Origin of the sequence: Pseudaeromonas sharmana, from assembly GCF_042649925.1 — a bacterium.
GTDB classification, from domain to species: Bacteria; Pseudomonadota; Gammaproteobacteria; order Enterobacterales; family Aeromonadaceae; genus Pseudaeromonas; species Pseudaeromonas sharmana.
In genome coordinates, this window is record NZ_JBHSAF010000014.1 from 532,540 (window position 1) to 558,940 (window position 26,401).

Sequence of the window (26,401 nt, forward strand, 5' to 3'; positions counted from 1 at the left end):
GCACTGTCACGCTGGCGATTTGATAATCAGGCATGGCTGTTGCTAAGGCCTATCTGTCTGACCTAGTCCAAAGGAAAGGAAACCATGAAACGATTGACCCCGTGTCTGCTCAGCGTTGCCCTGTCTGTGTCCATCCCCGCCGTCGCCGCCCCTGATGCGTCGCTTGTCGCTGCCGCCAAGGCTGAAGGCGAAGTCAACAGTGTTGGCATGCCCGATAGCTGGGCAAATTGGAAGGATACCTGGGCCGATCTTGGCCGCCTGTATGGCCTCAAACACATGGATACCGACATGAGTTCGGCGGAAGAGATCGCCAAATTTGCCGCGGAAAAAGCCAATGCCACGGCCGATATTGGTGATGTTGGGCATGCATTTGGCCCCATCGCGGTGCAAAAGGGCGTGACGCAACCGTTCAAGCCCACACACTGGGAAGAGATCCCGGCCTGGGCCAAAGATGCTGACGGTCACTGGATGCTGGCCTATACCGGCACCATCGCTTTCATGATCAACAACGATCTGGTCAAGCAGACTCCCAAGAGCTGGGCCGATCTGCGCCAAGGCACCTATAAAGTGACGGTCGGCAACGTCGGTGTCGCCTCCCAGGCGAACAACGGCGTTCTGGCTGCCGCCATCGCCGGCGGTGGCGATGAGAAGAACCTGCAGCCCGCCTTCGATCTCTTCGCCGACCTGGCCAAGCAAGGGCGCCTGTCATTGACCGATCCGACCCTGGCCTATATCGAGAAGGGCGAAGTTGAAGTGGCCATTTTGTGGGATTTCAATGCCCTGAACTACCGAGACCAGATTGATGCCAAACGCTTCACCGTGGTCATACCGGCTGATGGCTCTGTGATCTCCGGTTACTCGACGCTGATCAATAAGTACGCCAAGCACCCGAACGCCGCCAAGCTGGCACGGGAGTACATTCTCAGCGATGCTGGGCAAATCAATCTGGCCAAAGGCTATGCCCGTCCCATCCGCAGCAGTGTGGCGCTGCCTGCCGAGGTCGAAGCCAAGCTGATCCCGGCGGCGCAATACGCCAGTGCCAAGCCGGTTAAGGATTTCGATGCCTGGAGCAGTGCCTCCAAGGAGCTGCCACGTCTGTGGCAGGAGAACGTCATGATGTATCAGAAGTAATCCATGGCAAACAAGGTCATATATCTTGTGATCGATGGCCTCGCCTGGCAGGTAGCCCGTGACAGCATGGGCTATCTGCTGGCGTTGTGCGAGGCAGGCGATGCCAGCCTCTATCGCATCGAATCCGCGCTACCATCGCTGTCCCGTCCGCTGTACGAGACGCTGCTGACCGGGCGTCGCCCGGTGCACAGCGGCATAGTGCACAACGGGGTCCAGCGACTGTCCAATGGCCCCAGCCTGTTTCATCTGGCAAGAGATCACCACCTCACTACCGCTGCGGCAGCGTATCACTGGATCAGTGAACTCTATAATCGCAGCCCCTATCAGCCACGACGCGACCGCGTGACCGAGGCACCGGAACTGCCGATCCAGCATGGCCGTTTCTATCATCAGGACCACTATCCGGATGATCACCTGCTGCTGGATGCCGACGACTTGCTGCGCCGTTATGCGCCGGACCTGCTGTTTATCCATCCGATGAATGTGGATGACGCCGGTCACCAGCATGGCCTCGACAGTCCACAGTACCGCAATGCGGCGCGACGCTTCGACACCCTGCTTGCTGAATACCTGTCAGACTGGCGCGCTGAGGGTTACCAACTGATCATCACCAGCGATCATGGCATGAATAACGATCGCAGCCACGGCGGCAGCCTGCCATGCGAGCGCGACGTGCCACTCTTTGTTTACGGTGACGCCTTCAGCCACCGACCGGACATTCAACCCGGACAGCATGAACTGGCCGGCACCATTGCCAGCTTGCTGGGAGTGACGCACGCATTGCCATCCTGTCCAGCCCTGCTGGCCCATAAGGAGCGTCCCTGATGAGTGAACCCGTCTTGATACCGACACTGACCAGACAGCGGCTCTGCACCCGTACCGGCTTTTGCTGGCCGGCATCCTGGTGGTGGCGTCGCCAGATGCCGCTGCTGTGGTTGTTACCTCTGTTATTGGTGTTAGTCATCTTCACGCTGGCCCCGTTGCTATGGATTGTGCACAGTGCCGTGACGGTCGATGGCGTCTATACCTTGCAACGTTTTACACAATTGCTGGGCTCGCCTTTCTACCGTCAGGCCTTCGGCAACAGTCTCTACCTGGCTTTCGGCTCCAGCCTGGCCGGATTAATGGTCGCCGGCATCGCCGCGGCGGCATTGCGCCGCGTGGGGGGACGACTAAAGGATGGGGTGATCGCACTCACCAACATGACCAGCAACATGGCCGGGGTGCCTCTGGCATTTGCCTTTATCGTCATTCTGGGTACCAACGGCGCGGTGACGCTTTGGTTACGCCAATATCTGGGTATTGAAGGGTTCAACCTCTACTCGATGCACGGCCTGCTGCTGATCTACACCTATTTTCAGATCCCGCTGGCGTTGCTACTGCTCTACCCGGCGTTTGACAACCTGAATGATGACTGGCAGGCCGCCTCCGCACTGCTGGGAGCCTCCCGTGCCCGCTACTGGTGGCATATCGCATTACCGGTGCTGGCTCCGGCCCTCCTCGGCACCTTCATCCTGCTGTTTGCCAACGCCATGGGTGCCTATGCAACCGCCTACGCATTGACATCCGGCAATTACAACCTGCTGACGATCCGCATTGCCAGCCTGGTGGCCGGGGATCTGTTCCTCGAACCTGAGCTGGCTGCGGCACTCTCAGTACTGCTGATGTTGTTATTGGCACTGATCGCCTGGGCCAATCATCTGCTGCTCAAACGCGTCAATGGCGGCGCCAGTCGTCAAGGAGCCACACCATGATCTCTCGTCATAGCGAACTGTTACCCAAAGTCGTGCTCTATGGCCTGATGGCCCTGATGCTGCTACCGATACTGGCAACCGCCCTCTATTCGTTCTCCAGCCGTTGGGGCGCGACCATCTTGCCCGATGGTTTGAGTCTCGGCTGGTATCTGCAGCTCTGGGCCGAGCCCCGCTTTCTGGCAGCGTTGCTGCGCTCGCTACTGGTCTGTGGTGGTAGTTTACTGTTGGGGGTGTTGTTGGTCGTCCCGGCCAGCTTTGTGGTCTTCTACTATGCACCGCGTCTGGATCGCCTGATGGGATTGCTGATCCTGCTGCCCTTTGCGATGCCGCCGGTGGTGACCAGTGTCGGCCTGCTCAGCCTCTACGCCGACGAACGCCTGCCGCTGATCGGCACGCCGTGGATTCTGCTCGGTTGCTATTTCACCATACTGTTGCCCTTTCTCTACCGTTCACTGGCCAATCGTCTGCAGAGTCTGGATCTGGTCAATCTGATGGCCGCGGCCCAGATGCTGGGCGCCTCGGCGCCACGGGCCTTTTTACTGGTCATTCTGCCGGCATTGCGCAAGAGCCTGTTCGCCTCGCTGTTTTTGTCGTTCTCGTTTTTGATGGGCGAATTCGTGTTTGCCAACCTGCTGGTCGGTACGCGCTTCGAAACACTGCAGATTTACCTCTACAACATGCGCGCCACCAGCGGTCACTACACCAGTGCCGTGGTGATCAGCTACTTCCTGATCACCCTGTTGCTGACCTGGTTGGCGCGTCGCTTTAATCGTTAGGGAGTGCCTATGTCATTCTTCCAAATCCACCAGTTGGCCAAACACTATGCCGGCAAAGCCGTGTTCGATACGCTGGATCTGACCATCGCCGAAGGCGAGTTCTTAACCCTGCTAGGCCCCAGTGGCTGCGGCAAATCCACACTGTTGCGATGTATGGCCGGATTAAGCCGCCCGGATCAAGGCCTGTTGCGGATGGACGGACGCGATATTACCCATCTGCCGCCACAACAGCGGCAGATCGGCATGGTGTTTCAAAGTTATGCCCTATTTCCCAATATGACGGTCGCGGAAAACGTCGGCTTTGGACTGAAGATGCAGAAGATGGCGCTGCCGGAACGGACTCGCGCCGTCGAAGAGATACTGGCGCTGGTCGAATTGAGTGATAAGGCGAACGCATTACCGAGTGAACTCTCCGGCGGCCAGCAACAACGGGTCGCGCTTGCGCGGGCCCTGGTGGTTCGCCCCCGGCTGTTGCTGCTGGATGAACCACTCTCGGCGCTGGATGCCCGCATTCGTCGCCACCTGCGCGAACAGATCCGGACCATACAACGACAGTTGGGGGTGACCACCGTCTTTGTCACCCACGATCAGGAAGAGGCACTGACCCTCTCCGACCGAATCGTGTTGATGCATGATGGTAGAATTGTGCAACATGGCAGTGCTGAAAGTTTATACACCCGCCCCGCCAACCGTTTTGCTGCCGAGTTTATCGGCCATTTCAATCTGCTGGAGCCTGATGCGGCCAGTCGTCTGCTGCGCCGCAGCTGCCAGCAAACGCTGGCGATCCGTCCAGAGTCGATCACCCTCGTCGACGTCGGCGACACATCACACCTTGGCGAGATCGTCGACCATCAACTGCTGGGCAATGTGATACGTTATCGTGTCCGTTGTGACGGCGTCATGCTCAAGGTCGATGCCCTGAATCGCGAAGCGGCCACCCTGCTAGCGGCCGGCACCCGCGTCGGACTCCATTTTGCCGAACCCGAACTGTGTGAGGTAGCCTGATGGCGTTGGCTCTGTTTGATCTGGATGACACCCTGATTGATGGCGATTCTGCTAGTTTGTGGTTTGAGTACATGGTGGCACACAAGCTGGCTCCCGCCAGCATGTTGGCCGAAGAAGAAGCAATGATGCAGCGTTACTACAGCGGCGAGCTGGCGATGGAAGAGTATATGAACTTCACCCTGCGCCCGTTGGCCGGTAAAGCCTGCTCGCAGATCGATGATCACTGCCAACGCTTTGCACAGGCGGTCGCCGCCCCGCGTTTGTATCAGGAGGGGCTCGACCAGTTGGCATGGCACCGTGCGCAGGGCGACGAGATCGTGCTGATTTCAGCCAGTGGCGAACACATAGTCCGTCCGATTGCCAACGCCTTGCAGATCCCGCAAAGCCATGTGCTGGCCATTGAACTGGAACAACAGCAGGGTCGCTACACCGGCCGCACCCAGGGTGTACTGAGCTTTCGTGACGGCAAGGTAACCCGCTTGCAGCAGTGGCAACGGCTACACGCCCACGACGCCATAGCGCAGTACGGCTACAGTGACTCGATCAACGACCTGCCACTGCTCAAGCATGTCCGCGAGCCCCGGGTGGTCAATCCAGCGGCCAGTCTGTTGCTGGAGGCGCGCCGCCAGCAGTGGCCGGTGCTCCGCTGGCAGACCCGCAGCAACGCCTGAGTCAATGGGCCACGGCACAGCCATGACAGCGACAGACGGCTCAATCGCGCCGAATGCGGATACCAGGTTCAGGCCAGCTGCTGGCGATAGCGCTGCGCGAGTGTGATGAAGGCGCGCAGGTAGTCGAGATCGACATCGGCCTCGCGGTAGCCGAGGAAAATCTGCTTGGGGATCCCCTCCGGGCCGAGCTGGACCGGGTAAACCGCAAAGTTGGCCCCCTGTTCATCCACCAGCCAGCGCGGCAGGGCCGCCACGCCGCGGCCACTGGCGACCATCTGCAGCATGATGTCGGTGGTCTCGATCACCTTTTGACTGCGCGGCTGGATGCCGGCCGGGATCAGGAAGCGGGTGAAGATATCCAGCCGCTCGCTGGGGACCGGATAGGTAATCAGCGTCTCGCGCTGCAGATCGGCTGGCAACGCATACTCCTGCTGCCGCAGCGGATGATCGGCGCCGACCACCAGCACCTGCTCATAGTCAAAGACCGGTTCGAAGATCAGCCCCGGTTTGTGCAACGGATCCGGGGTTACCAGCATGTCGATTTCATAGCCGAACAGCGCACCGATGCCGCCAAACTGGAACTTCTGGCGCACATCCACCTCGACGCCAGGCCACTGCGCCAGGTAAGGCGAGACGATCTTCAGCAGCCACTGGTAACAGGGGTGGCACTCCATGCCAATGCGCAGCGTGCCGCGCTCACCACGGGCAAACTGCTGCAGTTTCTCTTCGGCATAGATCAACTGTGGCTCCAGGCGGTTGGCCACGGCCAGCAGGTACTCACCGGCCTGGGTTGGCCGCAGGCTGCGCCCTTCGCGATGCCAGATCGCCACCCCCAGCTGGGCCTCGAGTTTGCGCATGGTATGGCTCAGCGCCGACTGCGTCAGGTGCAGTGCCTCAGCGGCCGCGGTCAATGACCCCTGTTGCTCCACCGCACGCATAATGCTCAAGTGACTACGTTCCAGAATCGCCATCCGCCCTCCCAATATGTGAGATAAATTCATCGATTGATGAAATCATATCATTTTTTTTCATGCATGCCGTTGCCTAGCATGAGCCATCACCCCACGTATCCGGCTGCAACGACGGCGGCCATTCGACAAGGAGTTCAGCATGGCTATCACACATAATCTCGGCTTTCCGCGCATCGGTGCGCAGCGTGAATTGAAATTTGCCCTCGAACGTTACTGGCGCGGCGAGTGCAGCCGCGATGAGCTACAGGCGGTCGGCAGCACGTTACGGCAGCGCCACTGGCAACAGCAGGCCGATCTGGATTGGCTGCCGGTGGGTGACTTCTCGTTTTACGATCAGGTGCTCGACATGAGTTTTACCCTCGGCCACCTGCCGCAGCGGGTGCAAGGCTATCAGGGCGATGTGCTGGATAACTATTTCCGCGTCGCCCGTGGCCGCTCCGTGCACACCGATCACGCGGTGCAGCACGGCGAACAAGCCGGCGCGCACTGTGCAGGCTGTCACGGCGTCGCCGCCGGTGAGATGACCAAATGGTTCGATACCAACTACCACTACATAGTGCCGGAGTTCACCGCCGACAGCCGGTTTAAGCTCGATGCCAGCCGGCTGCTCACGCAGATTGCCGAGGCGCGGCAGGTCAATGGCGGTCGCCTGAGCACACAGATCAAGCCGGTGATCATAGGCCCGCTGACCTATCTGGCCATCGGCAAGGCCAAGGATGGCAGTGACAAACTGGCGTTGCTGCCGCAGCTGGTAAACGTCTATGCCGAACTGCTCGCCGCGCTGGCCGCAGCGGGGATTGATTGGGTGCAGATGGATGAGCCGATCCTGGTGACCGATCTGGATGGGCGCTGGCAGCAGGGATTTGAGCAGGCTTACCAGCAACTGGCCGACAGCCGCGTCCGCTTGCTGCTGACCACCTACTTCGGGCCATTACAAGATAATCTGTCACTGCTGGCCCGCTTGCCGGTGGCCGGCGTACATCTGGATGCAGTCAATGCCCGTGACGAGATCGCGCCACTGCTGGCGCAATTGCCCGCCGATCGCGTGTTGTCGCTCGGGGTGATCAATGGCCGTAACATCTGGAAAAGCGATCTGTGTGCCCTGCTCGAGTGGCTGACACCACTGGCGGCACAACTGGGCGATCGCCTCTGGCTGGCTCCCAGCTGCTCGCTGCTGCATGTGCCGGTGGATCTGGAGAGCGAACAGCAGCTGGATCGCGAGATCCGCAACTGGCTGGCGTTCGCCCGACAAAAACTCGACGAGCTGACGCTGCTGGCCCGCGCCTTGAATGACGGCCGCGCCAGCGTGGCCGAAGCGCTGACCGCCAACGCGGCCGCACTGGCCAGCCGACGCCAGTCGACACGGGTACACAAACCGGCAGTCCAGGCGGAGCTCGCCACCTTGAGCCCGGCGCTGGGGCAACGCCAGAGCCCTTACGCGGTGCGCGCCGCCAAGCAGGCACTGCGTCTGGATCTGCCGCTTTATCCGACGACCACCATCGGCTCATTCCCGCAGACGGCGCAGATCCGCGCCGCCCGCAACGACTACCGCGCCGGACGCCTGGATGCCGCCGGCTATCAGGCCGCGATGCAGGCCGAAATTGCCCGCTCGGTACGGGAGCAGGAAGCACTGGGACTGGATGTGCTGGTGCATGGTGAAGCCGAACGTAATGACATGGTGGAGTACTTTGGCGAGCAGCTCGACGGCTACGTGTTCAGTCAATTCGGTTGGGTGCAATCCTATGGCTCACGCTGCGTCAAACCGCCGATCCTGTTTGGTGATATCCAGCGCCCGCAACCGATGACGGTCTCGTGGACCCGTTATGCCCAGTCACTGACCAACAAACCGATGAAGGGCATGCTGACCGGACCGGTCACGATCCTGAACTGGTCGTTCGTGCGCGACGATCAACCCCGCGCCGTCTCCTGCCAGCAACTGGCGCTGGCCATTCGCCAGGAGGTGCAGGATCTGGAACGTGCCGGTGTCAGCATCATCCAGATCGACGAGGCGGCGCTCAGAGAAGGCTTGCCACTGCGTCGCGCCCAGTGGGACGAGTATCTGGCCTGGGCCATCGACTGTTACCGTATCAGCGCCAATGGCGTCGATGACGAAACCCAGATCCACACCCACATGTGCTATTCGGAGTTCAACGACATCATCGCCGCGATCGCCCAGATGGATGCCGATGTGATCACCATCGAGACCTCGCGTTCGGACATGGAGTTGCTGGATGCGTTCGATGACTTCAACTATCCCAACGAGATCGGCCCCGGTGTGTATGACATTCACTCACCGAACATCCCGACCGAGGCCCACATGGTGCAGTTAATGCAAAAGGCCGCCGAACGGATCCCGCCACAACGGCTGTGGGTCAACCCGGACTGCGGCCTGAAAACCCGGCAATGGGCCGAGGTGCTGCCAGCGCTGCGCAACATGGTGGCGGCCGCCAGAACGCTGCGCGCCAGCACCGCAGCATGAAATGACAATGACAGTGACGATGAACGGGCCTGCGGGCCCGTTCTGTGGTGGCTCACGCCAGGGTGAAACGCGCCGTGGCGCTGTGCAGTTCACCCGCCTTGCGGCTGAGCCACTCGGCTTCCTGACGGGTTACCTCGGCGGTATCGGCATTCTCCTCCGCCCAGCCGACCAGTTGGGCCAGATGATGTCCCAGCTCCTGACTGACAATTTGCTGCTCACGCAGCGCGTCGGAAACCGCCTCTATCCGCGCCTGGAGTGCCTGCGCCTCTTGTTCCAGCATCTGCAACGAACGGTGCGCCTGCTGTGTCTGTTCATACCCTGTCACGCCCAAGGCCTGCGCCTCGCGGACACTGCTCACGGCGGCCTGACTGACCGCCACCATGCTGGTGAGTTTGCTATCGATTTCCACCGTCGCCGCCGAGGTGCGTTTGGCCAACAGACGCACTTCATCGGCCACCACCGCAAAGCCCCGCCCCTTTTCACCGGCGCGCGCCGCTTCGATCGCTGCGTTCAGCGCCAGCAGGTTGGTTTGCGACGAGAGCAGACTGATCACCTCGGTGATCTGCAAGATCTCCTCGCTGTGCGCCGCCAAGACCTGCAGGGTCCCGGCACTGGACTCTACCGCTTGCATGACACCGCGCGTGGCCACACACGCCCGCTCCAGACGCTGACTGCCGTTTACCGCTTCGCTGCTGGCTTGTACCGCCAACGCCGTGGCCTCTTCTGCCAGCCGGTAGATGCCATGAATACTGCTGAGCATCTCTTCGATGGCACTGGACATGGTACTTGATGCCTGATTCTGGTTATCAACCCGCAGATAGAGTTCCCCGGCCTGAGAGACCAGCTTGTCCGCCGCCTGATCGATATGCCGGCTTTGCTGCTGGATGTGGTGGATCAGCTCGGTGAGGCCGCCTTGCATCTGCTGCATCGCACTAAACAGCGTGCTACTCCAGCGCCCATGATTCGGCAGCGCATGGGCCAGATTGCCCGTGGCCATCTGCTCGGCCGCGGCCCGGGCCAGCGCCGGCTCACCACCCAAGGTCTGAAATACGCTGCGCTGGATCCAGTAGCTCAGCCCTAAAATCAAGCCAAACAGCAGACTGAAGCTGCCACCCAGCCCCCAGAGCGTAACGGTCCGCTGTCGGGCGGCCTCGGCCCGCACCGTTTCGTACTCGCTGCTCGCCAGCACCACCACGGCGTCAATATCCTGTCTGTGTTGTTGATAGGCGCTTCTGAGTGCACGGCGAGCCGTCTCGATACGCGCAGGATCACCACTGGCCAACGCCGGCAACCACTGTTGCTGCAGCAGGCCGAAAAACTGCTCTGCCGAGCGTGCCGCCTGCCCAAACAAGGCCTGATGCATGGCACCCGACAGAGGCTGCTGCTGCCAGTACGCCAACCGGTCTGCATACTCGTGGCGTAAGCGCACCAACTCCTGAGCCATCACTTGCCGCTCGGCCACCGGCTGTTGGGCTAGCAACAGCGTGTCAAGATAGGTCTCAATCAGATAGAGCGGAGGGGGTAACACATCGGCCGTCATATCCTTGCGCGCAATCAGCGCCTGATAGAGATCGCCATCGATGGCGATGGTGCGAAATGACCAGCCGACCATCAGTGCCAGACCGATGAAGCCCGCCAGCAAACAGCACAATAAATATCTAAAACGCGTTGTTAATTGCATGCAATCCCCTGCATTTTGACGATGAGCGAGATATTAAAACAAGCAGCATCGGCATCAGGAAAAAACAGCCATCAACCGACCTCAATTAATATTGAGCTCACTATCAATTAAATATAAATACCAGCCACCACATAGAACTCATCATAAAAAGCATGATTTATGCCATAAAAATTATGCAGTTACACTAAAGCGAACTATCTTTGTTATTTTAAAAACGTCATGCGATTTGATTATTTAATTACGCCACCCATAGTGTTTTTATTTAAATTAAATAAAAAATAACATGCCTAGATAATTCACTTTATGCGCCATTGCGGCACATCTGCTAATTCATGGCCAACCAATTTGGTGAATAAAAAAGAACCGCCGACAACACGGCAGTTCTTTTAAGCAATGCGATGGTCAGGCGAGCGCCAAACCTAAGATCACAAGGTCAGTGCCGGCGTCGTTACTCCAGCAACAAATAGCCATTCTTGCCTTGCTGCTTGACGCGATACATGGCCTCATCGGCCCGCGCCAGCAATGTCGCGGCATCCCTGTCCTGTTGCGGCGAATACAGCGCCATGCCGATGCTGGCACTGACCTGCAACCGCAGTTCACGGATCTGCACCGGTTTGGCTATCACCCGCAGCAGCCGTTTCACCAGCAGTAACAGTTCCGCCTGATTGCCCGGTCCCTGGATCAGGGCGACAAACTCATCGCCCCCCAAGCGTGCGATCAAATCCTGTTCCCGCAGCGTCATGCGCATACGCCGTGCCAGTGCCATCAACAGCAGATCACCGACCGCATGGCCATGCAGATCATTAACCTGTTTGAAGCCATCCAGATCGATATAGGCCACCACCAGTGGCGTGTCGTTGCCGGTCGCGCTTCGGCTCATCATCTCGGGCAGGCGGTCGGTCAGCAGCATACGATTCGGCAAACCGGTCAACAGGTCATAGTGGGCCTGCTGTTCGAGCTGCCGCTGGTATTGCTTGCGCTCCGAAATATCAGTACCGAGACAGACAAAATGGCAGATGTCGCCCCCCTCCCCATAGACAGCGCTGATCGTGACCTGCTCGGCAAAGATGTCGCCATTCTTGCGCCGGTTCCACAATTCGCCACTCCAGTGGCCCACCGTCAGCAGCGCCTGCCAAAACACCTGATAAAACGCGCTGTCCTGATGCCCAGATTTGAGTAAACGTGGATTCGCCCCGACCACCTCTGCCGAGCTATAGCCGGTCATTTCGCTAAAGGCTTGATTGACCTGAACGATTTGTCCTTGCACATCGGTGATCAAGATCGCCTCGCGCGCCGCAGTGAAGACGCTGGCCGCCAGTTGCAGTGCTTGTTGCTGCTGACGTTCGGCGGTGATGTCTTGCAAGGTGGCGATCACCGCATGGGGCCGTTCCGCCCCCGGATGCAGCAACGGCTGACAATTAACTCGCAGCCAGACTACAGCCGTGGCAGGCTGGCGCACCCCCATGATGGCATCCCGGACGGGTTGACCGCTGTCAATACAGCGGCGCACTGGATGGTCGCTCATCAATAGCGGCTGGCCATCTGCACGCAGTCGCTGCCAGCCGGCGTGCAGCAGATCCTGTCCAATCAGCTCGTCGGTGGTCAGCGTAAAAATACGACACGCCTCCTGATTGACCGCCAGGATCGATAGCTGCGTATCGAGCAGCACGCAGCCCAGCGGCAAACTGTCATGCAGTGCGCGGTAGCGCTCCTCGCTGTCACGTAGCGCCAACTCGACTTGCTTGCGTGCGGTGATATCCAGGTGAATACCGGCGATGAGCAGTGGCTTGCCGTCGCTATCCTGTCGCATCACCTGGCCTCGGCACAGCACCCAGACCCAGTTCCCGTGCCGGTGCCGCATGCGTAACTCACATTCGATGTGGCTGCTTTGAGCGGCCAGATGAGCAGACAACACCTCGTTGATGCGCGGCCAATCCTCCGGATGAACCAGCGCCTGCCAGCGCTCCGGTGTTAACGGTTGCAACAGTGCGGCGTCATAGCCAAGCATCTGTGCCCACTGCTGGTTGATGGCGATATGCCGCTCCGGCAGGTTCCACTCCCAGGTTCCGGCCTGGGTGCCACGCAGAATATTCTGCAAGCGCTGGCGCTTGATCTGCAGCCTGGCTTCGGCATTCAGGCGTTCGGTCAGATCGTAAATAATCGAATAGAGCAGATCCTGACCATCCAGCTGTACAGGCCCGCTGTACACCTCGACCTGGCGAATGTCACCATTGGCCAGTCGATGCGGAAATTGAAAGAAACTGCGCTGCTCGGCCAGCGCTTTGGCCATCTCGCTCTGGATCTGGGCCGGCGTCAAGCAGTTGATCTGGCTGATGCGCATCGCGCAGAGCTGCTCGCTGGAGTAACCATAGAAACGGGCTGCGGCCGTATTGGCCTGCACTATGTGCCCATCATGCGGATCGATCAGCAACTGAGGCGTCTTGGCCTGTTCAAAGAAAATCAGGTAACTGCTGTCGCCGGCAAACGGCAACTGTTGCTGAAACTGGCGCAGCAGCGACTGCCAGGCTTCGGCGTCAGGAACTGGCTCTTCAGCGGACGTCGCTTTAAGGCGTCGTAACCAGGACTCCAGCTGCTGACACAGGACCTTCCTGTGATCTGAACGTGCATTCATGCTCCCTCCAGTCCAAGGAGAGTAGGCTCACCTTTTACAGCATAGTATTGACGCTCAGGATGGGTGTCTTTTGTCACCGAACGGCATTCCCGCTGCCACTGCAAAAGTGCAAACCACTAAAAAAAACAGGCCCGTCAGGGCCTGTTTTTCAATCTCGCTGACGTTAACGCCGCCGCCAACAGGTCACTTCGGAGCGCAACGCATGCAGATGACGCGCGTTATCACGACGCCAGAACAACAGCGCCTGCGGCGCAGCCAGCTCATCACAATAGGGAGCCAGTAAGCGTTGCAGCGCCTGATAACTACCCAGCGCCTCACCGTTTTCGCGGCGCCCACCGAGCCAGTTTTCCGGCGGTGTGATCGCCTCCTGCCACTGGTATGCCGAGCTGAGCAGCAAGACACCACCACGGTTGAGCCGCTGGACTATCTCGGACACAAAGCGCGCCGGCTCGCGCAATTGCTCCAGCAGGTTGACCGCCAGCACCAGATCGTAGCCCTGGTACACCGGCTTGAGGTTACAGGGATCACCCTGACTAAAGTGTACGCGGGCTATCTGCTCAGCACCGATACCATGGCATGACAGCTGTGTCTCACGATAGTCCGGCAACGCGCCCTCCAGCGGCAAGGCATAGCGGAAGCGATCCTGGCGCGCCAGCATCAGGGCGACATCAATAAACCGCGCCGAAAAATCCACGCCATCGACATGCGCAAAATAGCGCGCCAGCTCAAAGCTGCCTCGTCCCACCCCACAGCCCATCTCCAGTGCGCGCCCACCAGCGGGCTGATGGCGCGCAGCCAGGGCTGCCAATGTGACCCACGGATTGATCGTGGCCGCCTCAGGCAGCGCCAGCTCGGCTGCCGGAGCACCGTACTGGCTCTCCAACGCCTGCGCTACCGGCAGATCCGCGACATACGGATTGACGGTGGCATTCTCCTGATAATCCGAGACCAGATAACGCAGGCCGGCGTGCTGAAAAAAGTGCCGGCGGAATGCATAGCGCGAATGGCGGATCGCCAGATTGCCCGAGGAAACCCAAGAGCCCCCCTTGATCAGATCATGGCGGCCATCGAAGGTCGGGGTCGAGAAGTCATCGTACAAGGGGTGAATGGCAAAGCCGTCGTAACCATCGATCGGGGTACGCGTCCACTGCCAGACGTTGCCCGCCAAATCGTAAAAATCACCCTGAGCCATGCGATCGACCGGACAGGAGGAGGCCCAGTGCGCAAGATTCAGGTTGGCAGCATGCTGGGGCCACTCGCCTTCCGGCCCCGCCAGTTGCGATGCCAGCTGACACCACTCCGCCTCGGTCGGCAAAGTGATATTCAAGCCGGTCTGCGCCGCTTTCCAGCTGCAGAATGCCGCCGCCTCAAGCTGGTTCACCTCTACCGGCCAATCCCACGGCATGGTGATCTGCTGACACAGGGTACGCAGTTGCAGCGTGTTCTCCACCTGCGGATCTCCGACCCAGAAGGTCGGCATGCGCGCCTGGGCGAATTGACACCAACGCCAGCCCTCCTCACTCCACCATTGCGCCTGCTGATAACCGCCGGCCAGCACAAACTGGTAATACTCGGCATTACTCACCAGCATGCGGCTGGCCTGAAACGGCGGTAGCGTCACCTTGCGTTGGCCATATTCGTTGTCCCAGCCATAGGTGGTGTCTGCTTGTGGCTTGCCCAGACGCAGCTCGCCTCCCGGCACGCTGATCAGGCTGTTGGTCGGAACCTCGGCCCTGAGCTGTCGCCGTTGCGGACAAACCGGCCATTGTGGCTGTCGCTGCACATGGGCCAGCGGTAACTGCCGGATCAGCACTGAGGAAGTTTCCAGATGGATGCGTTCGTGTTCGATGCCCATCAGCACAGCCCACGCCGGGCTGTGCCAATCAATCGGCAGCGAGAGCGGCATCGTATCGATGAACTCCAGCAACCGGGTGCGCACCTGCTGGCGATAATCAGCCAGGGCCTCGACACTCGGCCAGTCATAGTGACTGTCATTCAGGTCATCCCAGCTCATCTCGTCGACACCGATGGCGACCATGGACTCGATCCGCGGATCGATACGTTTGGTGATGAAGCGTCCGGCGAGTAACTTGTTGATGAAAAACGCCGCGGTATGGCCGTAGTAGAAGATCAGCGGATGTCGTAGCGGTATCGCTTTTTGATACCAGGCCTCGGGACAGGCCAGACAGCGAAACAGCGACTCGTAGCGCTCAAAGGTCTCAATAAAATAATCACGAATTTCACGACGCTTGGTAGCAACATCGTCACCGTTCAGATCAAGCGTCGGTGACAGCGGTGCCAGAACAGGCAACTCGGGGCTCATTATCGCCTCCTTGCAAAAACACATTATGATCCTGCAGACGTTAACAGCAGTTTTACAGGCCAACAACCTTCGGGATCGACTCAGTGGCGGATACGGCTCAGATTACGGAGAGGATCACCAGAGGAAGATGAGCATGGCGCCCGGAAGGAAGAGTTCGTTACACGACATGCGCTCATGCAGCAAGCGCTGTTCGAATGAAGGGATACCAGGCAATGTGCCGGTAGTTACCATGCGTAAGCCGCGGTCAACGCTGAGCGCACGACACACAAATTGAGAAAATCAAAGGGGGCCTGCTTGCCCCCTTTATGCTTGCAATAGCCGCGTTTGAACGCTTTTTTCTTGTCGATCTCTACCGTTGCCCGGTTGAGTTCGATGCTGTATTTGTGCACGAAATTGCGCACACCCTGCTTCTTGGCCATTGAGGCCTCCTTCAATAATTGCTGGAGGGGAGATGTCAGCGCGCTAGGTGCTGACGAGACACATTATGCCACAGCAGCAGAGAAGCGTGAATGAAGCCGCAGGGGGAGAAACACAGGCCGGTCTGAACGACAGGCCTGACAGGGCTTATTGCACCGCGGCGAAGGCCGCCGCAACACGCGCGACATTGCTGTGGTTGAGGCCGGCCATGCAAACCCGTCCACTGGCGATCAGATAAACACCAAATTCCTCGCGCAGACGTTCAACCTGCGCCGCACTGAAGCCGGTATAGCTGAACATGCCACGTTGGGTCAGCAGAAAATCAAAATTACGCTCCGGCAACGCCTGTTTAAGTGCCGACACCAGCACGGCGCGCATCTGCTCTATCCGGCTACGCATGGCATCAACTTCGGACTGCCACTGGGCGTTGAGCGCGGCATCGTTCAACACCTTGCCCACCACTTGCGCACCGAAATTGGCCGGGCTGGAGTAGTTCCGCCGCACTGTCGCCTTCAGTTGTCCCAGCACACGCGCCGCTTCCTCGGCGTTGTCGCACAGCACCGACAAACCACCGACACGCTCACCGTACAGCGAGAAGATCTTGGAGAACGAGTTGCTGACCAGCGCCGGCAAGCCGGCGGCGGTGATGGCACGGATCAGGTAAGTGTCTGCCTCCAGTCCGGCACCAAACCCCTGATAGGCGATATCGAGGAAGGCGATCAGCTCGCGCGCCTTGAGCACCTCAATCACCCGATCCCACTGGGCGTCGCTCAGATCAGCCCCGGTCGGATTATGGCAGCAGGGGTGCAGCAGCACTATGCTGCGCGCCGGAAGCTGCTGCAGCGTCGAGAGCATGGCGTCGAGATTGACGCCGCCTGTGGCGGCATCGAAATAGGGGTAGCTGTGCACCTTGAAACCGGCACCGGCAAAAATTGCGATGTGGTTTTCCCACGTTGGATCACTAACCCAGACCTCAGACTCGGGGAAATAGCGCTTGAGAAAATCTGCCCCCACTTTCAAGGCGCCCGAACCACCCAGACTCTGGATGGTGGCGATACGCCCGGCCTGCAGCGCCGCAGAGTCGGCACCAAACAGCAAGCGTTGTACCGCAGTGCGGTACGCAGCCAGACCTTCCATCGGCAGATAGAGGCTCGCCTGCTGCATCTGGGTATGCAGATCGGCAATCGCCTGGCGCACTGAAGCCAATTGCGGGATCACGCCCTCTTCGTTGTAGTACAGGCCGATACTCAGGTTGACCTTGTCGGCTCGCGGATCCTGACGGAAGGTCTCCATCAGTGACAGAATCGGATCGCCTGCATAGGCGTCTACGTTTTGAAACACAGTCTTACACTCCGTTTTTACGTCAGTATCATCCATTACACCGCATAACGTCCCGGGCGGTGATTCATGGCAATAATCAGGTTCAGGATGACGGCACCCAGGACCGACGCCAGCAGCATCGGCAGGCTCACCACCAGCAGGGACGCCACTACGATACAGGCATCGACCACCATTTGGAATTTACCGGCACGAATACCGCTCTTATCCTGCAGATAGAGCGCCAGAATATTCAGGCCACCCAGGCTGGCCTTGTGCCGGAACAGCACGATAAAGCCGACCCCCATGATGACATTGCCAAACAAGGTGGCATAAACGGGGTTCAGGCTGTCGATGTGTATAAAGTGGCCATGCAAATCGGAAAACAGCGATAACAACGCCACCGCACAGAAGGTCTTCAGCGTAAACGCTCGTCCCATCCGGCGTACCGACAGATAGTAAAACGGCAGATTCAGTACAAAAAAAGCCACGCCAAACGGGATGTGAGCCAGGTAGTGCAACAAAAAAGCCAGACCCGCCGTGCCCCCCGTGAGCGCACCAGCTTGACGCAGCAACACCACACCGAACGAGATCATCAAGGTACCAAACAGCAGGGCGAGCGTGTCCTCAAGCCAGCTGTGGGAGAGCGATTGCGGAGTAATAACGTTATCCATAGTCAGTTCACACCGTCACAGGGTATTCATCGGCCGGTTCAGGTCCAGTCATAGCCCGCATCACCGCAACCACCTTAAGACATGGCGATCCGTACAGGTCAAGCGACGGCCTCGATGGGCAAATAGACGGGCTGCGTCACCACATAAATCGAATGCACAATTTAAGCAGTCATTGCATTTTATATAAACATTGCTTGCAACATTAGCCTTTTATTGCAATTAACACGCATCAATTGACTGAAGCGCGCACGATAAACCAGCTACCGCCCGCAGAGGGACAGAATAGCTGGCATCGGACTGCCATTCTCTTTGAGCCGGTTGAGTACGACTGCAGTTTTGAGGTGTGCCACACTGCCATGCCGCGCCAGAATATCGCTGATCAACCGACTCAACCCTGCTAAGTCCGCAACCGCCACTTTTAGCAGATAATCGGCGTCCCCCGTGGTCTGGTAGGCATCGATGATCGCATCCACCTCAACCAGCACCTGCAGGAAACGTTCGACACATTCGCGGGTATGGTTGAGCAAACGCACCTCAATCAACCCCAGCATCGTCATGCCAAGCGCCTCGGGAGCCAGGCGCGCGTGATAACCCAGGATATGCTGAGCCTGTTCTAGGGCAAGCCGCCGACGCGAACACTGGGAAGCAGACAGCCCCACCAAAGCGCCCAGCTCCTGATTAGTCAGGCGGCCGTTGCCTTGCAACAAGGAGAGGATCTGCAAGTCAAAATCATCAAGCGTAGTCATGGGCAGCTCCTGGCGCGGCCTATGGTCAATAGCAAAGAAGAGAGCCTAGCAGGCCTTGAGCTCCGACGGAACGCCGGCATCGGGGTGAAAACGGTCATCCCCGACGGGCCGCAAGCGTGGTACCGACCGACGCGGCGATGATGGCCGCTATCCCCAGCCACTGGCTCGGTGGCAGACTCTCAGCGAGGCAAATCCAACCGACCAATGCCCCAACCACCGGTTCGCCACTGGTCAAGATACCAAAGCGATGGGGTGGCAAACGGCGCAGCGCATACATTTCCAGCGTATAAGGCACAGCACTCGAGAGCACGGCGACTGCAACCGCCAGCCAAAGGATGTTCGGATCCAGCAAGCCACTCCCGGCTTGCGCCCAGCCAAACGGCATGACAACCAGGGCACCGATGGCCATACCAAACGCTGGAGTGCTGGCCCCCATGGCCTGCCCGGCCCGCCGACCAGTGACAATATACAACCCCCAGCAGACGCCAGCGGCCAGCGCGAGAACCGCGCCAACAGGATCGATGACCCGAGCCGTGCCACTTAATGGCAGGATCAGCAACAACCCGATCACGGCCAGTCCAATCCAGATAAAGTCGATACGTCGCCGCGAGCCCAGCAGAGCCACTGTCAACGGGCCGACAAACTCTATCGCCAGGGCACTCCCCAGCGGGATCCGCGAAATCGCCATGTAAAACAGCAGATTCATCAAGCTGAGCGATAAGGCATACGGCACTATGGCCCGCCATTGCCGAAGCGTAGGTCGTAACCGCCAGATCCGGAATGCCAGCGACAGCATGAGCGCGGCAATCCCCAATCTCAGTACTGTGGTGCCCGCGGGCCCAACAGAGGGGAACAGGCTCTTCGCCAGTGAAGCCCCCAGTGTAATGGACAACATGGCACCAAAAGCGGCCGCCAACGGTGCCAGCACCTGCCAAAAAGATGACCGGGAATCGATAACAGAATGGGACATAACACAGACCAGATAACACGATAGCGATAAAATATATCGTTTGTTCGCGATAAATTCGTTCTATTATCGCCAGCTTGCGATAAATTTTATCACTTCTATCCATACAGGAAACACCATGCTGGACCGCTTCGATTTGCAGATGCTCACCGCATTGCAACAAGATGCTCGTTTACCGATTCCCGAGCTGGCGCAGCGCGTCGGGCTCTCTGCCCCAGCCTGCTATCGTCGGCTCAGGGCCTTGCGCGAATCGGGTCTTATCGAGCGCGAGATCGCCCTGGTGGCCCCGAAAACCATGGGCTGGCCAGTGACCATGCTGGTGCTGGTTTCGCTCGAACGCGATCACAGCCGAATTGTCGATGCCTTGATTGCCCGCCTGCAAACCGAACCAGAGGTCATGGATCTGTGGTATGTCACGGGTGAGCAGGATTTTGTCTTACATGTCGCCGCCCGCGACATGGCCAGCTACGAGGCCTTCACGCGCCGAGTGCTGCATGATGAAGAGCAGGTGCGCAGCTTCACCACCCTCGTCGTCCTGGGGCAGCCCAAGCGGGCAGGTGCCCTACCCGCGATCTAGCCACAGCCACGCATCCATGATCAAAAAAGGCGGCACAGGGCCGCCTGATGGGGAAACCAATCGGCTTAGTATCTGAAGCGCGAGACCAGATTTTTCAGCACATTTCCTGTATCCACCAACTCTTCCGTACTCTGTTGCGACTCATCTGCCGCCTGAGTCAACTGCTCCACTATGTGCTGGATGGCCACGAGATTGCGATTAATCTCCTCGGCCACCGCATTTTGCTCCTCTGCAGCGGTCGCGATCTGCAGATTCATCTCATTGATGGTGTCCACTGCCGCCGCTACGCCGTCCAGCGAATTGGAGATCTTTCCGGTCTCGTGAATGGTCTCTTCACTGCGCGCCTGGCTCGATTGCATGACCTCGACCGCCTCCGCCACTCCGGATTGCAGCCGCTGCAGCATGCTGTTGATCTCCACCGTGCTCTGCTGGGTTCGTCCCGCTAGCGAGCGCACTTCGTCAGCCACCACGGCAAAACCTCGTCCCTGCTCACCCGCCCGTGCGGCTTCAATGGCCGCATTCAGGGCGAGCAAATTTGTCTGCTCGGCAATGCCGCGAATAACTTCGACCACAGAGCCAATCTTGCCAGTTTCCTGCGCCAGTTGCTGAATCACATGGGCCGCTTGATCCACCTCACTGACCAGCTGATTGATACTGTGGGTCGCTACCGCCACGACCTCACGCGCCTGGACCGCCTCGGCACTGGCCGCACTGGTCGCTGTCGCCGCATTGGCCGCACTGGAAGCCACCTCCTGCGCCGTAGAGCTCATTTCTGTGACGGCAGTGACCACCTGTTCGGTTTCGCGTCTGTGTCCCTGCATCTGGGTAATGAACTGCGACGAGGAGTCCTTGAGGCGGGCCGAAACATCAAAGACATGGCTGCTGGTCACGCCGACCTGCGATACCAGCGACTGTATCTGCTCGATGAAATGATTAAAGGCCAGACTCAAGGTCCCGACTTCGTCTGTGCTGGTGGCACTTAGTCGCCGCGTCAGGTCACCCTCACCACTGGCTATGTTGTTCAGTGCCGCAACAGCCGCCTCCAATGGGCGGGTGATCCGATTGCCAATCACCAGGGTGGCCACGATAGTCAGCACTAATACCGCCAACGACACCGCTATGTTGCGCAGCAACAGCGTGATCGTCTCTTGTTGACCAAGCTGCATGTGCCGGGCCAATTCAGCTTCGATGTCGTCGATATAGAATCCGGTACCCACGACCCACTGGTACTTATCAAGGGTCTTGTTAAAGCTCAATTTGGCCACATCGCGATTGACCGACGGCTTATGCCATTGATACTGCACAAAGCCATCGCCCTGACGGGCAGAGGTGATAATCGCCTGGATAAACTGCTTGCCGTCAGCATCCTTGAGCTGGGAGAGGTCCTTGCCTTCGAGTTCAGGCTTGGGACCCAGCACCTGGTTGATACCTTGATAGTTGTAGACAAAGAAATAGCCATCGGCTTCATATCGCAGTTCACGCAGTATCTGCTTAACGGTCTCCCGGTTTTCCGGCGTATCCGCTTGTGCATAGACGTTGGCAACAGCGCTTTCCGCCAACGCCAGATACTTGCCCAATTGCGCCTTTTTCTCACTGATCAGTTGCTCGCGCAGCTCAACCTGCTTCTGCTGCAGATCGGCACGACTGATCATGTAGCTGCTCAGATTGATCAATAACACCACCAGTATCAGTGGAATACTGGCTAGAGCAATGATCTTGTTTTTGATACGCATGGCCACACTCCTTGGGTCACTCTGCTGCACACGTTGCGACAGCCTGTCCTGTCAGGACAGCTTGCGCGACATGATCAAGCATAGCCAGACTGCGGTCTCGCTTCTGTGAGGAAAAACCAAAAGAGAGGCTGGTCAGCACTCAAGCCCCTGCGGTCGCAGCGATCCGGCAGTCAAGCTGAGCCCTCGTGCCCGCAGAGCAAAACCATCAGCGCCGGCCGGCGATGAACGGGGGGATGACGCAGGCTTTGCAAATCAGGAGACAGGATGGTGGGTACAGGCACGGAGGAAACGGTCGTGTTGTGCTGTGGGTAACAAGAGGCCAGATACAGCCCGGAGCATCACCAGACCAGGCAGGTGGCGATTATCACGCAAATAAAAAAAGCCGCATGACTGCAGCTTCTGTTTGAAGATGGCGGTGAGGGAGGGATTCGAACCCTCGATACGTTGCCGTATACACACTTTCCAGGCGTGCTCCTTCAGCCACTCGGACACCTCACCGTTTTTTTGATTCCTTGTTTAGGCGTGGAATCTCACCTTTTTCCAGTTCAGTGGTCTGTGGCTGCGTCGCACGCCTTGCGTGCTCTCCTTTATCGCCAGCTTCGCTGGCTTCGGGCAGCCACTCGGACACCTCACCGTTTTTTTGATTCCTTGTTTAGGCGTGGAATCTCGCCTGCCCCAAGCGCAGCAGCGCTGACGACGGGCGGCATGATAGGAAAACTGTGCCGCGATTACAATACTAATTTCATATAAAACAATGTGTTTGCTCATTATTGCGACAAGGGAGGCCAAATGGCCTCCCTTGTTGTCACTCGCCGATCGTCTTGATATCGACAGGTTGCAATATCGCTTTCCAGTGCGCGGGTCCTATGTCATGGATATTCTCACCGCGACTATCTACCGCCACGGTGACCGGCATGTCGACAACTTCGAACTCGTAGATAGCCTCCATACCCAGATCTTCGAACGCCACCTTACGCGCCTTCTTGATCGCTTTGGATACCAGATAGGCTGCTCCTCCCACCGCCATCAGATACGCAGCGCCATGGCGTTTAATTGCCGCCACCGCCTCAGGCCCGCGTTCGGACTTGCCTATCATGCCAAACAACCCGGCCTCGCCCAGCATGGTTTCACTGAACTTGTCCATCCGGGTTGATGTCGTCGGTCCTGCCGGCCCAACCACCTCGTCACGAACCGGATCGACAGGGCCAACATAGTAAATAAAGCGCCCCGCCAGATTGACGCCTTCCGGAAGCGCCTTGCCTGCCTTGAGCAAATCCTGGATCCGCTTATGGGCCGCATCGCGGCCGGTAAGAATAGTCCCGGACAGCAGTAACGTCTCGCCGACCTTCCAGCTGGCAATCTCCGCTTTGCTGATGCCATCAAGGTTCACCCGGCGCGCACTGGCGGCCCCTTCCCACTCGATCTGCGGCCATGCTGACAGCGGGGGCGGAACCAACTCAGCCGGACCGGAGCCATCCAGAGTAAAATGAATGTGTCGGGTTGCCGCGCAATTGGGGATCATGGCAACCGGCAGGCCAACCGCATGGGTTGGGGCCGATTTGATTTTCACATCCAGCACCGTGGTCAACCCACCCAACCCCTGGGCACCGATGCCCAGCTGGTTGATTTTTTCGTACAACTCCAGGCGCAACGCCTCTTCTGTCGTACTGGCGCCGCGCGCCTTCAGCTGCTGGATATCGATGGACTCCATCAACGACTCTTTAGCCATCAACATGGCTTTTTCAGCGGTACCACCGATGCCAATTCCCAACATGCCAGGGGGACACCAGCCTGCCCCCATGCCTGGCACTGTCTTCAGCACCCAGTCAACCAGGGAATCAGACGGATTCAACATCGCCAGCTTGGATTTGTTCTCCGAGCCCCCCCCTTTGGCCGCAATCAGCACATCGACCTTGTCTCCCGGGACCATTTCGACGTGGACCACGGCCGGCGTATTGTCGCGCGTATTGACCCGCTTGCCGGCCGGATCAGCCAAGATCGATAAACGCAAGGGGTTATCCGGATGGGTATAGGCCCGACGCGTGCCCTCATCCACCATCTGCTGTACCGTCATCTCCGTCGCCCATTGCACCTGCATCCCGATCTTGACAAAACAGGTGACGATGCCCGTGTCCTGACACAGGGGACGATGCCCTTCTGCCGCCATTCGCGAATTGATCAGGATCTGCGCGATGGCATCCTTGGCGGCCTGACTCTCTTCGCGTTGATACGCCGCATGCAGCGCCTCAACAAAGTCCAGCGGGTGATAATAGGAAATGTACTGCAACGCATCGAAAATCGAATCGATGAAGTCGTGCTGTTTGATGACGGTCATGGTCTTCTCCGTTACCGGGTGACCCCGCATGGCGGGGGACAGCTGCCTCGGGCTGTCAGTTTTTGTCCTTGTGCTGCCTTATGATACGCTGCGCGACCAGAGCGTGCCATGACGCAGTGCCCACTGGTGGGCTGGAACACGCAACACAGGTATCTTGATGTCCGAACAACTGACCCTACATCATTTCTCGTTTGCCGAATTGCATCTTGACGGCCCGGCGCCGGCGCGGGATCTGTTTGCCCGCCTTCAGGCGCAGCCATGGGCCATGCTGCTCGAATCCGCCAGCGCGCAGCACCCCGACAGCCGCTTTGATATCATCAGTGCCGATCCGGTGGCCACGGTTGTTACCGAAGGGGCCACAACCCGTATTGAGTACCCCGGAACCCATCGGCCCGCGCGAGTCTCGACCGACGACCCCCTGCAGTTGCTGCAACAAACCAGTAGTGCCCTGCTTGGTGCCCCCCCCTATGCGGGTGAATTGCCGTTTATTGGTGGTGCCATCGGCTTGTTTGGTTATGATCTCGGACGGCGTTTTGAACGGCTCCCCGTGCTGTCACAGGCCGATATTACTGTCCCGGATATGGCGCAAGGCATCTATGACTGGGCCTGGATCCTGGATAAGGCCCACCGTCAGGCCACGCTGTTGGTTCAGGGTGATGAAACGGCCTGGCAACAGCGCTGGCTGTGGTGGCAACAGCAACAGACCGCGTCGCTCACGCCCTGCCGCCTCACGACGCAGTGGCAGGCCAACATGGATGAGGCAGGTTACCGACAGCGCTTTGCCCGTATTCAGGCTTACTTGGCAGCCGGTGATTGTTACCAGATCAATCTGACACAACGCTTCTGCGCCGGATACCAGGGGTCCGAATGGGAGGCCTATTGTCGGCTCAGTAGCGGCAACGCGGCGCCCTTTTCTGCCTTCTTGCGTTTGCCGCACGCCGCCATTTTAAGCCTCTCACCGGAGCGGTTTCTCAGCCTGGAAGGGGCGCGCGTCTCGACCAAACCAATCAAGGGTACCCGGCCGCGCCACAGCGAAGCTGCCGCCGATGCCGCCGCCGCCGAAGCGCTGCGCCAGGCCGACAAGGACCGGGCCGAGAATCTGATGATCGTCGATCTGCTACGCAATGACATCGGCCGGGTCTGCATTCCGGGAACGGTCCGGGTTCCGTCACTGTTCGCAGTGGAATCCTTCCCTGCCGTTCATCATCTGGTGTCGACCATCGAAGGCGAGCTGCCGTCAACCCTGACAGCCACCGATCTGCTACGAGCCTGCTTTCCCGGCGGGTCAATCACCGGCGCCCCAAAAATTCGCGCGATGGAGATCATCGAAGAGCTTGAACCACAGCGGCGTAATGCCTACTGCGGCAGTATTGGCTACCTGAGCCGCCACGGCCGCATGGATACCAGTATCACGATCCGCACCCTGATCGCCTGTCAGCAGACTCTCTATGTCTGGGCCGGTGGCGGTATCGTTGCCGACTCCCGGGTTGAGGCCGAGTATCAGGAGACGTTCGACAAACTGGGGCGGATCCTGCCATTGCTGGCGAATAACGCATGACGCGGGGTGAAGAACAACTGGCGAGGCTACGCATGCGTTTTAGCCTGTTACGTCCGTTGGCGGATGATAGCGTGGCGCCGACTACGCTAAGGCAACCCTGGCAGCGCGCAGCGGTACTCATCCCGCTGATCATGCGGACCGAAGGCTTGCAAGTGTTACTCACGCTGCGCAGCCCCCATCTGCGTCATCATCCAGGACAAATCAGCTTTCCCGGCGGCCGCCATGATGCCCAGGATCACTCGCTGGCCGCCACCGCGCTGCGCGAGACACACGAAGAGCTGGGCATCCCCCCTCACGCCGTGCACTTGCTGGGGCAACTCCCTCCCCATAGGACCCATAGCGGCTTTATGGTGACACCCTATTTGGGTCTGCTGACCTCCCCCCTGGACTTGCAGCCGGCGCCGGACGAGGTTGCCGCAGCCTTTAGCGTCCCTCTTGCTCCGCTGCTGGAAACCAAGGCTTATGGACAGTGGCCCGTCACGCGTTCAGGCCAGAGGCAGACTGTCTATGGCATGGTGCTGTCAGGACACCTGATCTGGGGCGCTACCGCCCGTATGCTGTGGCAGCTGGCCACGCAAATAGCCGATTAAACTAATTCATATTTTGTTTGCGATATTTTTTATTAAATATACTCTTCACTGCAAAATACAACTC

At 58.7% G+C, this 26,401-nt stretch carries 21 protein-coding genes and 1 tRNA gene; 10 read left to right on the forward strand and 12 right to left on the reverse strand.

The window, feature by feature from the left end; genetic code table 11:
- Window positions 1-84: 84 nt before the first annotated feature.
- From ACFOSS_RS12155 to ACFOSS_RS12180, 6 genes are read left to right on the forward strand one after another with little or no spacing between them, the layout of a single operon-like run.
- Complete coding sequence (locus ACFOSS_RS12155; RefSeq protein WP_377152855.1) at window positions 85-1,131, forward strand: ABC transporter substrate-binding protein; 1,047 nt, start codon at window positions 85-87, stop codon at window positions 1,129-1,131.
- A gap of 3 nt (window positions 1,132-1,134) precedes the next feature.
- The gene (locus ACFOSS_RS12160; protein ID WP_377152856.1) at window positions 1,135-1,956 is read left to right on the forward strand and encodes an alkaline phosphatase family protein; all 822 of its coding nucleotides are present in this window, start codon (window positions 1,135-1,137) and stop codon (window positions 1,954-1,956) included.
- Window positions 1,956-2,885, forward strand: coding sequence for an ABC transporter permease (locus tag ACFOSS_RS12165; protein WP_377152858.1), 930 nt, complete (start codon window positions 1,956-1,958; stop codon window positions 2,883-2,885). Before ACFOSS_RS12160 ends, ACFOSS_RS12165 begins: the two co-directional genes overlap by 1 nt.
- Window positions 2,882-3,661, forward strand: coding sequence for an ABC transporter permease (locus ACFOSS_RS12170; RefSeq protein WP_377152860.1), 780 nt, complete (start codon window positions 2,882-2,884; stop codon window positions 3,659-3,661). Before ACFOSS_RS12165 ends, ACFOSS_RS12170 begins: the two co-directional genes overlap by 4 nt.
- A 9-nt stretch (window positions 3,662-3,670) precedes the next feature.
- Window positions 3,671-4,666, forward strand: coding sequence for an ABC transporter ATP-binding protein (locus ACFOSS_RS12175; RefSeq protein WP_377152862.1), 996 nt, complete (start codon window positions 3,671-3,673; stop codon window positions 4,664-4,666).
- Window positions 4,666-5,337, forward strand: coding sequence for an HAD family hydrolase (locus ACFOSS_RS12180; protein WP_377152864.1), 672 nt, complete (start codon window positions 4,666-4,668; stop codon window positions 5,335-5,337). The genes ACFOSS_RS12175 and ACFOSS_RS12180 overlap by 1 nt, the downstream gene beginning before the upstream one ends.
- Window positions 5,338-5,405: 68 nt before the next feature.
- Here the strand turns inward: ACFOSS_RS12180 and ACFOSS_RS12185 are convergent, their stop codons facing one another.
- Window positions 5,406-6,308, reverse strand: coding sequence for a LysR family transcriptional regulator (locus ACFOSS_RS12185; RefSeq protein WP_377152866.1), 903 nt, complete (start codon window positions 6,306-6,308; stop codon window positions 5,406-5,408).
- A gap of 139 nt (window positions 6,309-6,447) precedes the next feature.
- Here ACFOSS_RS12185 and metE point away from each other — a divergent pair, with 139 nt between their 5' ends.
- Window positions 6,448-8,787, forward strand: a complete 2,340-nt coding sequence (gene metE, locus ACFOSS_RS12190) for a 5-methyltetrahydropteroyltriglutamate--homocysteine S-methyltransferase (RefSeq protein ID WP_377152868.1) — start codon at window positions 6,448-6,450, stop codon at window positions 8,785-8,787.
- 52 nt (window positions 8,788-8,839) lie between these two features.
- Here metE and ACFOSS_RS12195 read toward each other — a convergent pair whose 3' ends face one another.
- The 8 genes from ACFOSS_RS12195 to ACFOSS_RS12230 all read right to left on the reverse strand — a co-directional run bounded on the left by ACFOSS_RS12195 (window position 8,840) and on the right by ACFOSS_RS12230 (window position 19,547).
- Window positions 8,840-10,468: a methyl-accepting chemotaxis protein gene (locus ACFOSS_RS12195; protein WP_377152871.1), complete on the reverse strand. Its 1,629-nt coding sequence runs from the start codon at window positions 10,466-10,468 to the stop codon at window positions 8,840-8,842.
- Between the two features lie 448 nt (window positions 10,469-10,916).
- The gene (locus ACFOSS_RS12200; RefSeq protein ID WP_377152873.1) at window positions 10,917-13,100 is read right to left on the reverse strand and encodes a PAS domain S-box protein; all 2,184 of its coding nucleotides are present in this window, start codon (window positions 13,098-13,100) and stop codon (window positions 10,917-10,919) included.
- Between the two features lie 163 nt (window positions 13,101-13,263).
- On the reverse strand, window positions 13,264-15,423 hold the full coding sequence (ovoA, locus tag ACFOSS_RS12205) for a 5-histidylcysteine sulfoxide synthase (RefSeq protein ID WP_377152875.1): 2,160 nt from the start codon (window positions 15,421-15,423) through the stop codon (window positions 13,264-13,266).
- Window positions 15,424-15,647: 224 nt separating this feature from the next.
- Window positions 15,648-15,842, reverse strand: coding sequence for a DUF7230 family protein (locus ACFOSS_RS12210; protein ID WP_377152877.1), 195 nt, complete (start codon window positions 15,840-15,842; stop codon window positions 15,648-15,650).
- 145 nt (window positions 15,843-15,987) lie between these two features.
- Window positions 15,988-17,181, reverse strand: coding sequence for an amino acid aminotransferase (locus tag ACFOSS_RS12215; protein WP_377152879.1), 1,194 nt, complete (start codon window positions 17,179-17,181; stop codon window positions 15,988-15,990).
- Window positions 17,182-17,216: 35 nt separating this feature from the next.
- Window positions 17,217-17,831 carry a YitT family protein gene (locus tag ACFOSS_RS12220; RefSeq protein ID WP_377152881.1) on the reverse strand — a complete coding sequence of 205 codons (615 nt, stop codon included), beginning with the start codon at window positions 17,829-17,831 and terminating at the stop codon, window positions 17,217-17,219.
- 260 nt (window positions 17,832-18,091) lie between these two features.
- Window positions 18,092-18,577, reverse strand: a complete 486-nt coding sequence (locus ACFOSS_RS12225) for an Lrp/AsnC family transcriptional regulator (RefSeq protein WP_377152883.1) — start codon at window positions 18,575-18,577, stop codon at window positions 18,092-18,094.
- Between the two features lie 94 nt (window positions 18,578-18,671).
- Complete coding sequence (locus ACFOSS_RS12230; RefSeq protein WP_377152886.1) at window positions 18,672-19,547, reverse strand: EamA family transporter; 876 nt, start codon at window positions 19,545-19,547, stop codon at window positions 18,672-18,674.
- A gap of 115 nt (window positions 19,548-19,662) precedes the next feature.
- Here ACFOSS_RS12230 and ACFOSS_RS12235 point away from each other — a divergent pair, with 115 nt between their 5' ends.
- A complete protein-coding gene (locus ACFOSS_RS12235; protein ID WP_377152888.1) occupies window positions 19,663-20,121 on the forward strand; it encodes an Lrp/AsnC family transcriptional regulator in 459 nt (152 codons plus the stop codon).
- Window positions 20,122-20,186: 65 nt separating this feature from the next.
- Here ACFOSS_RS12235 and ACFOSS_RS12240 read toward each other — a convergent pair whose 3' ends face one another.
- The 3 genes from ACFOSS_RS12240 to ACFOSS_RS12250 form a co-directional block, all read right to left on the reverse strand.
- Window positions 20,187-21,854, reverse strand: coding sequence for a methyl-accepting chemotaxis protein (locus ACFOSS_RS12240; RefSeq protein ID WP_377152890.1), 1,668 nt, complete (start codon window positions 21,852-21,854; stop codon window positions 20,187-20,189).
- Window positions 21,855-22,264: 410 nt separating this feature from the next.
- A tRNA-Ser gene (locus ACFOSS_RS12245) sits at window positions 22,265-22,352 on the reverse strand.
- Window positions 22,353-22,659: 307 nt separating this feature from the next.
- On the reverse strand, window positions 22,660-24,189 hold the full coding sequence (locus tag ACFOSS_RS12250; protein ID WP_377152892.1) for a fumarate hydratase: 1,530 nt from the start codon (window positions 24,187-24,189) through the stop codon (window positions 22,660-22,662).
- Window positions 24,190-24,346: 157 nt separating this feature from the next.
- On the opposite strand from ACFOSS_RS12250, the gene pabB reads away from it, so the two are divergent.
- Both pabB and ACFOSS_RS12260 read left to right on the forward strand, forming a co-directional pair.
- Window positions 24,347-25,747 carry an aminodeoxychorismate synthase component I gene (pabB, locus tag ACFOSS_RS12255; protein ID WP_377152894.1) on the forward strand — a complete coding sequence of 467 codons (1,401 nt, stop codon included), beginning with the start codon at window positions 24,347-24,349 and terminating at the stop codon, window positions 25,745-25,747.
- Complete coding sequence (locus tag ACFOSS_RS12260) at window positions 25,744-26,337, forward strand: CoA pyrophosphatase (protein WP_377152896.1); 594 nt, start codon at window positions 25,744-25,746, stop codon at window positions 26,335-26,337. The genes pabB and ACFOSS_RS12260 overlap by 4 nt, the downstream gene beginning before the upstream one ends.
- The last annotated feature ends 64 nt before the right edge of the window (window positions 26,338-26,401 follow it).

What these genes read in the sequence shown, in the direction of transcription:
- ACFOSS_RS12220 (WP_377152881.1), bottom strand. Translation starts at nt 17,831, where the DNA reads ATGGATAACGTTATTACTCCGCAATCGCTCTCCCACAGCTGGCTTGAG.
- ACFOSS_RS12195 (WP_377152871.1), bottom strand. Translation starts at nt 10,468, where the DNA reads ATGCAATTAACAACGCGTTTTAGATATTTATTGTGCTGTTTGCTGGCG.
- ACFOSS_RS12200 (WP_377152873.1), bottom strand. Translation starts at nt 13,100, where the DNA reads ATGAATGCACGTTCAGATCACAGGAAGGTCCTGTGTCAGCAGCTGGAG.
- ACFOSS_RS12180 (WP_377152864.1), top strand. Translation starts at nt 4,666, where the DNA reads ATGGCGTTGGCTCTGTTTGATCTGGATGACACCCTGATTGATGGCGAT.
- ACFOSS_RS12160 (WP_377152856.1), top strand. Translation starts at nt 1,135, where the DNA reads ATGGCAAACAAGGTCATATATCTTGTGATCGATGGCCTCGCCTGGCAG.
- ACFOSS_RS12155 (WP_377152855.1), top strand. Translation starts at nt 85, where the DNA reads ATGAAACGATTGACCCCGTGTCTGCTCAGCGTTGCCCTGTCTGTGTCC.
- metE (WP_377152868.1), top strand. Translation starts at nt 6,448, where the DNA reads ATGGCTATCACACATAATCTCGGCTTTCCGCGCATCGGTGCGCAGCGT.
- ACFOSS_RS12225 (WP_377152883.1), bottom strand. Translation starts at nt 18,577, where the DNA reads ATGACTACGCTTGATGATTTTGACTTGCAGATCCTCTCCTTGTTGCAA.
- pabB (WP_377152894.1), top strand. Translation starts at nt 24,347, where the DNA reads ATGTCCGAACAACTGACCCTACATCATTTCTCGTTTGCCGAATTGCAT.
- ACFOSS_RS12170 (WP_377152860.1), top strand. Translation starts at nt 2,882, where the DNA reads ATGATCTCTCGTCATAGCGAACTGTTACCCAAAGTCGTGCTCTATGGC.
- ACFOSS_RS12250 (WP_377152892.1), bottom strand. Translation starts at nt 24,189, where the DNA reads ATGACCGTCATCAAACAGCACGACTTCATCGATTCGATTTTCGATGCG.
- ACFOSS_RS12165 (WP_377152858.1), top strand. Translation starts at nt 1,956, where the DNA reads ATGAGTGAACCCGTCTTGATACCGACACTGACCAGACAGCGGCTCTGC.
- ACFOSS_RS12240 (WP_377152890.1), bottom strand. Translation starts at nt 21,854, where the DNA reads ATGCGTATCAAAAACAAGATCATTGCTCTAGCCAGTATTCCACTGATA.
- ACFOSS_RS12230 (WP_377152886.1), bottom strand. Translation starts at nt 19,547, where the DNA reads ATGTCCCATTCTGTTATCGATTCCCGGTCATCTTTTTGGCAGGTGCTG.
- ovoA (WP_377152875.1), bottom strand. Translation starts at nt 15,423, where the DNA reads ATGAGCCCCGAGTTGCCTGTTCTGGCACCGCTGTCACCGACGCTTGAT.
- ACFOSS_RS12260 (WP_377152896.1), top strand. Translation starts at nt 25,744, where the DNA reads ATGACGCGGGGTGAAGAACAACTGGCGAGGCTACGCATGCGTTTTAGC.
- ACFOSS_RS12235 (WP_377152888.1), top strand. Translation starts at nt 19,663, where the DNA reads ATGCTGGACCGCTTCGATTTGCAGATGCTCACCGCATTGCAACAAGAT.
- ACFOSS_RS12175 (WP_377152862.1), top strand. Translation starts at nt 3,671, where the DNA reads ATGTCATTCTTCCAAATCCACCAGTTGGCCAAACACTATGCCGGCAAA.
- ACFOSS_RS12210 (WP_377152877.1), bottom strand. Translation starts at nt 15,842, where the DNA reads ATGGCCAAGAAGCAGGGTGTGCGCAATTTCGTGCACAAATACAGCATC.
- ACFOSS_RS12185 (WP_377152866.1), bottom strand. Translation starts at nt 6,308, where the DNA reads ATGGCGATTCTGGAACGTAGTCACTTGAGCATTATGCGTGCGGTGGAG.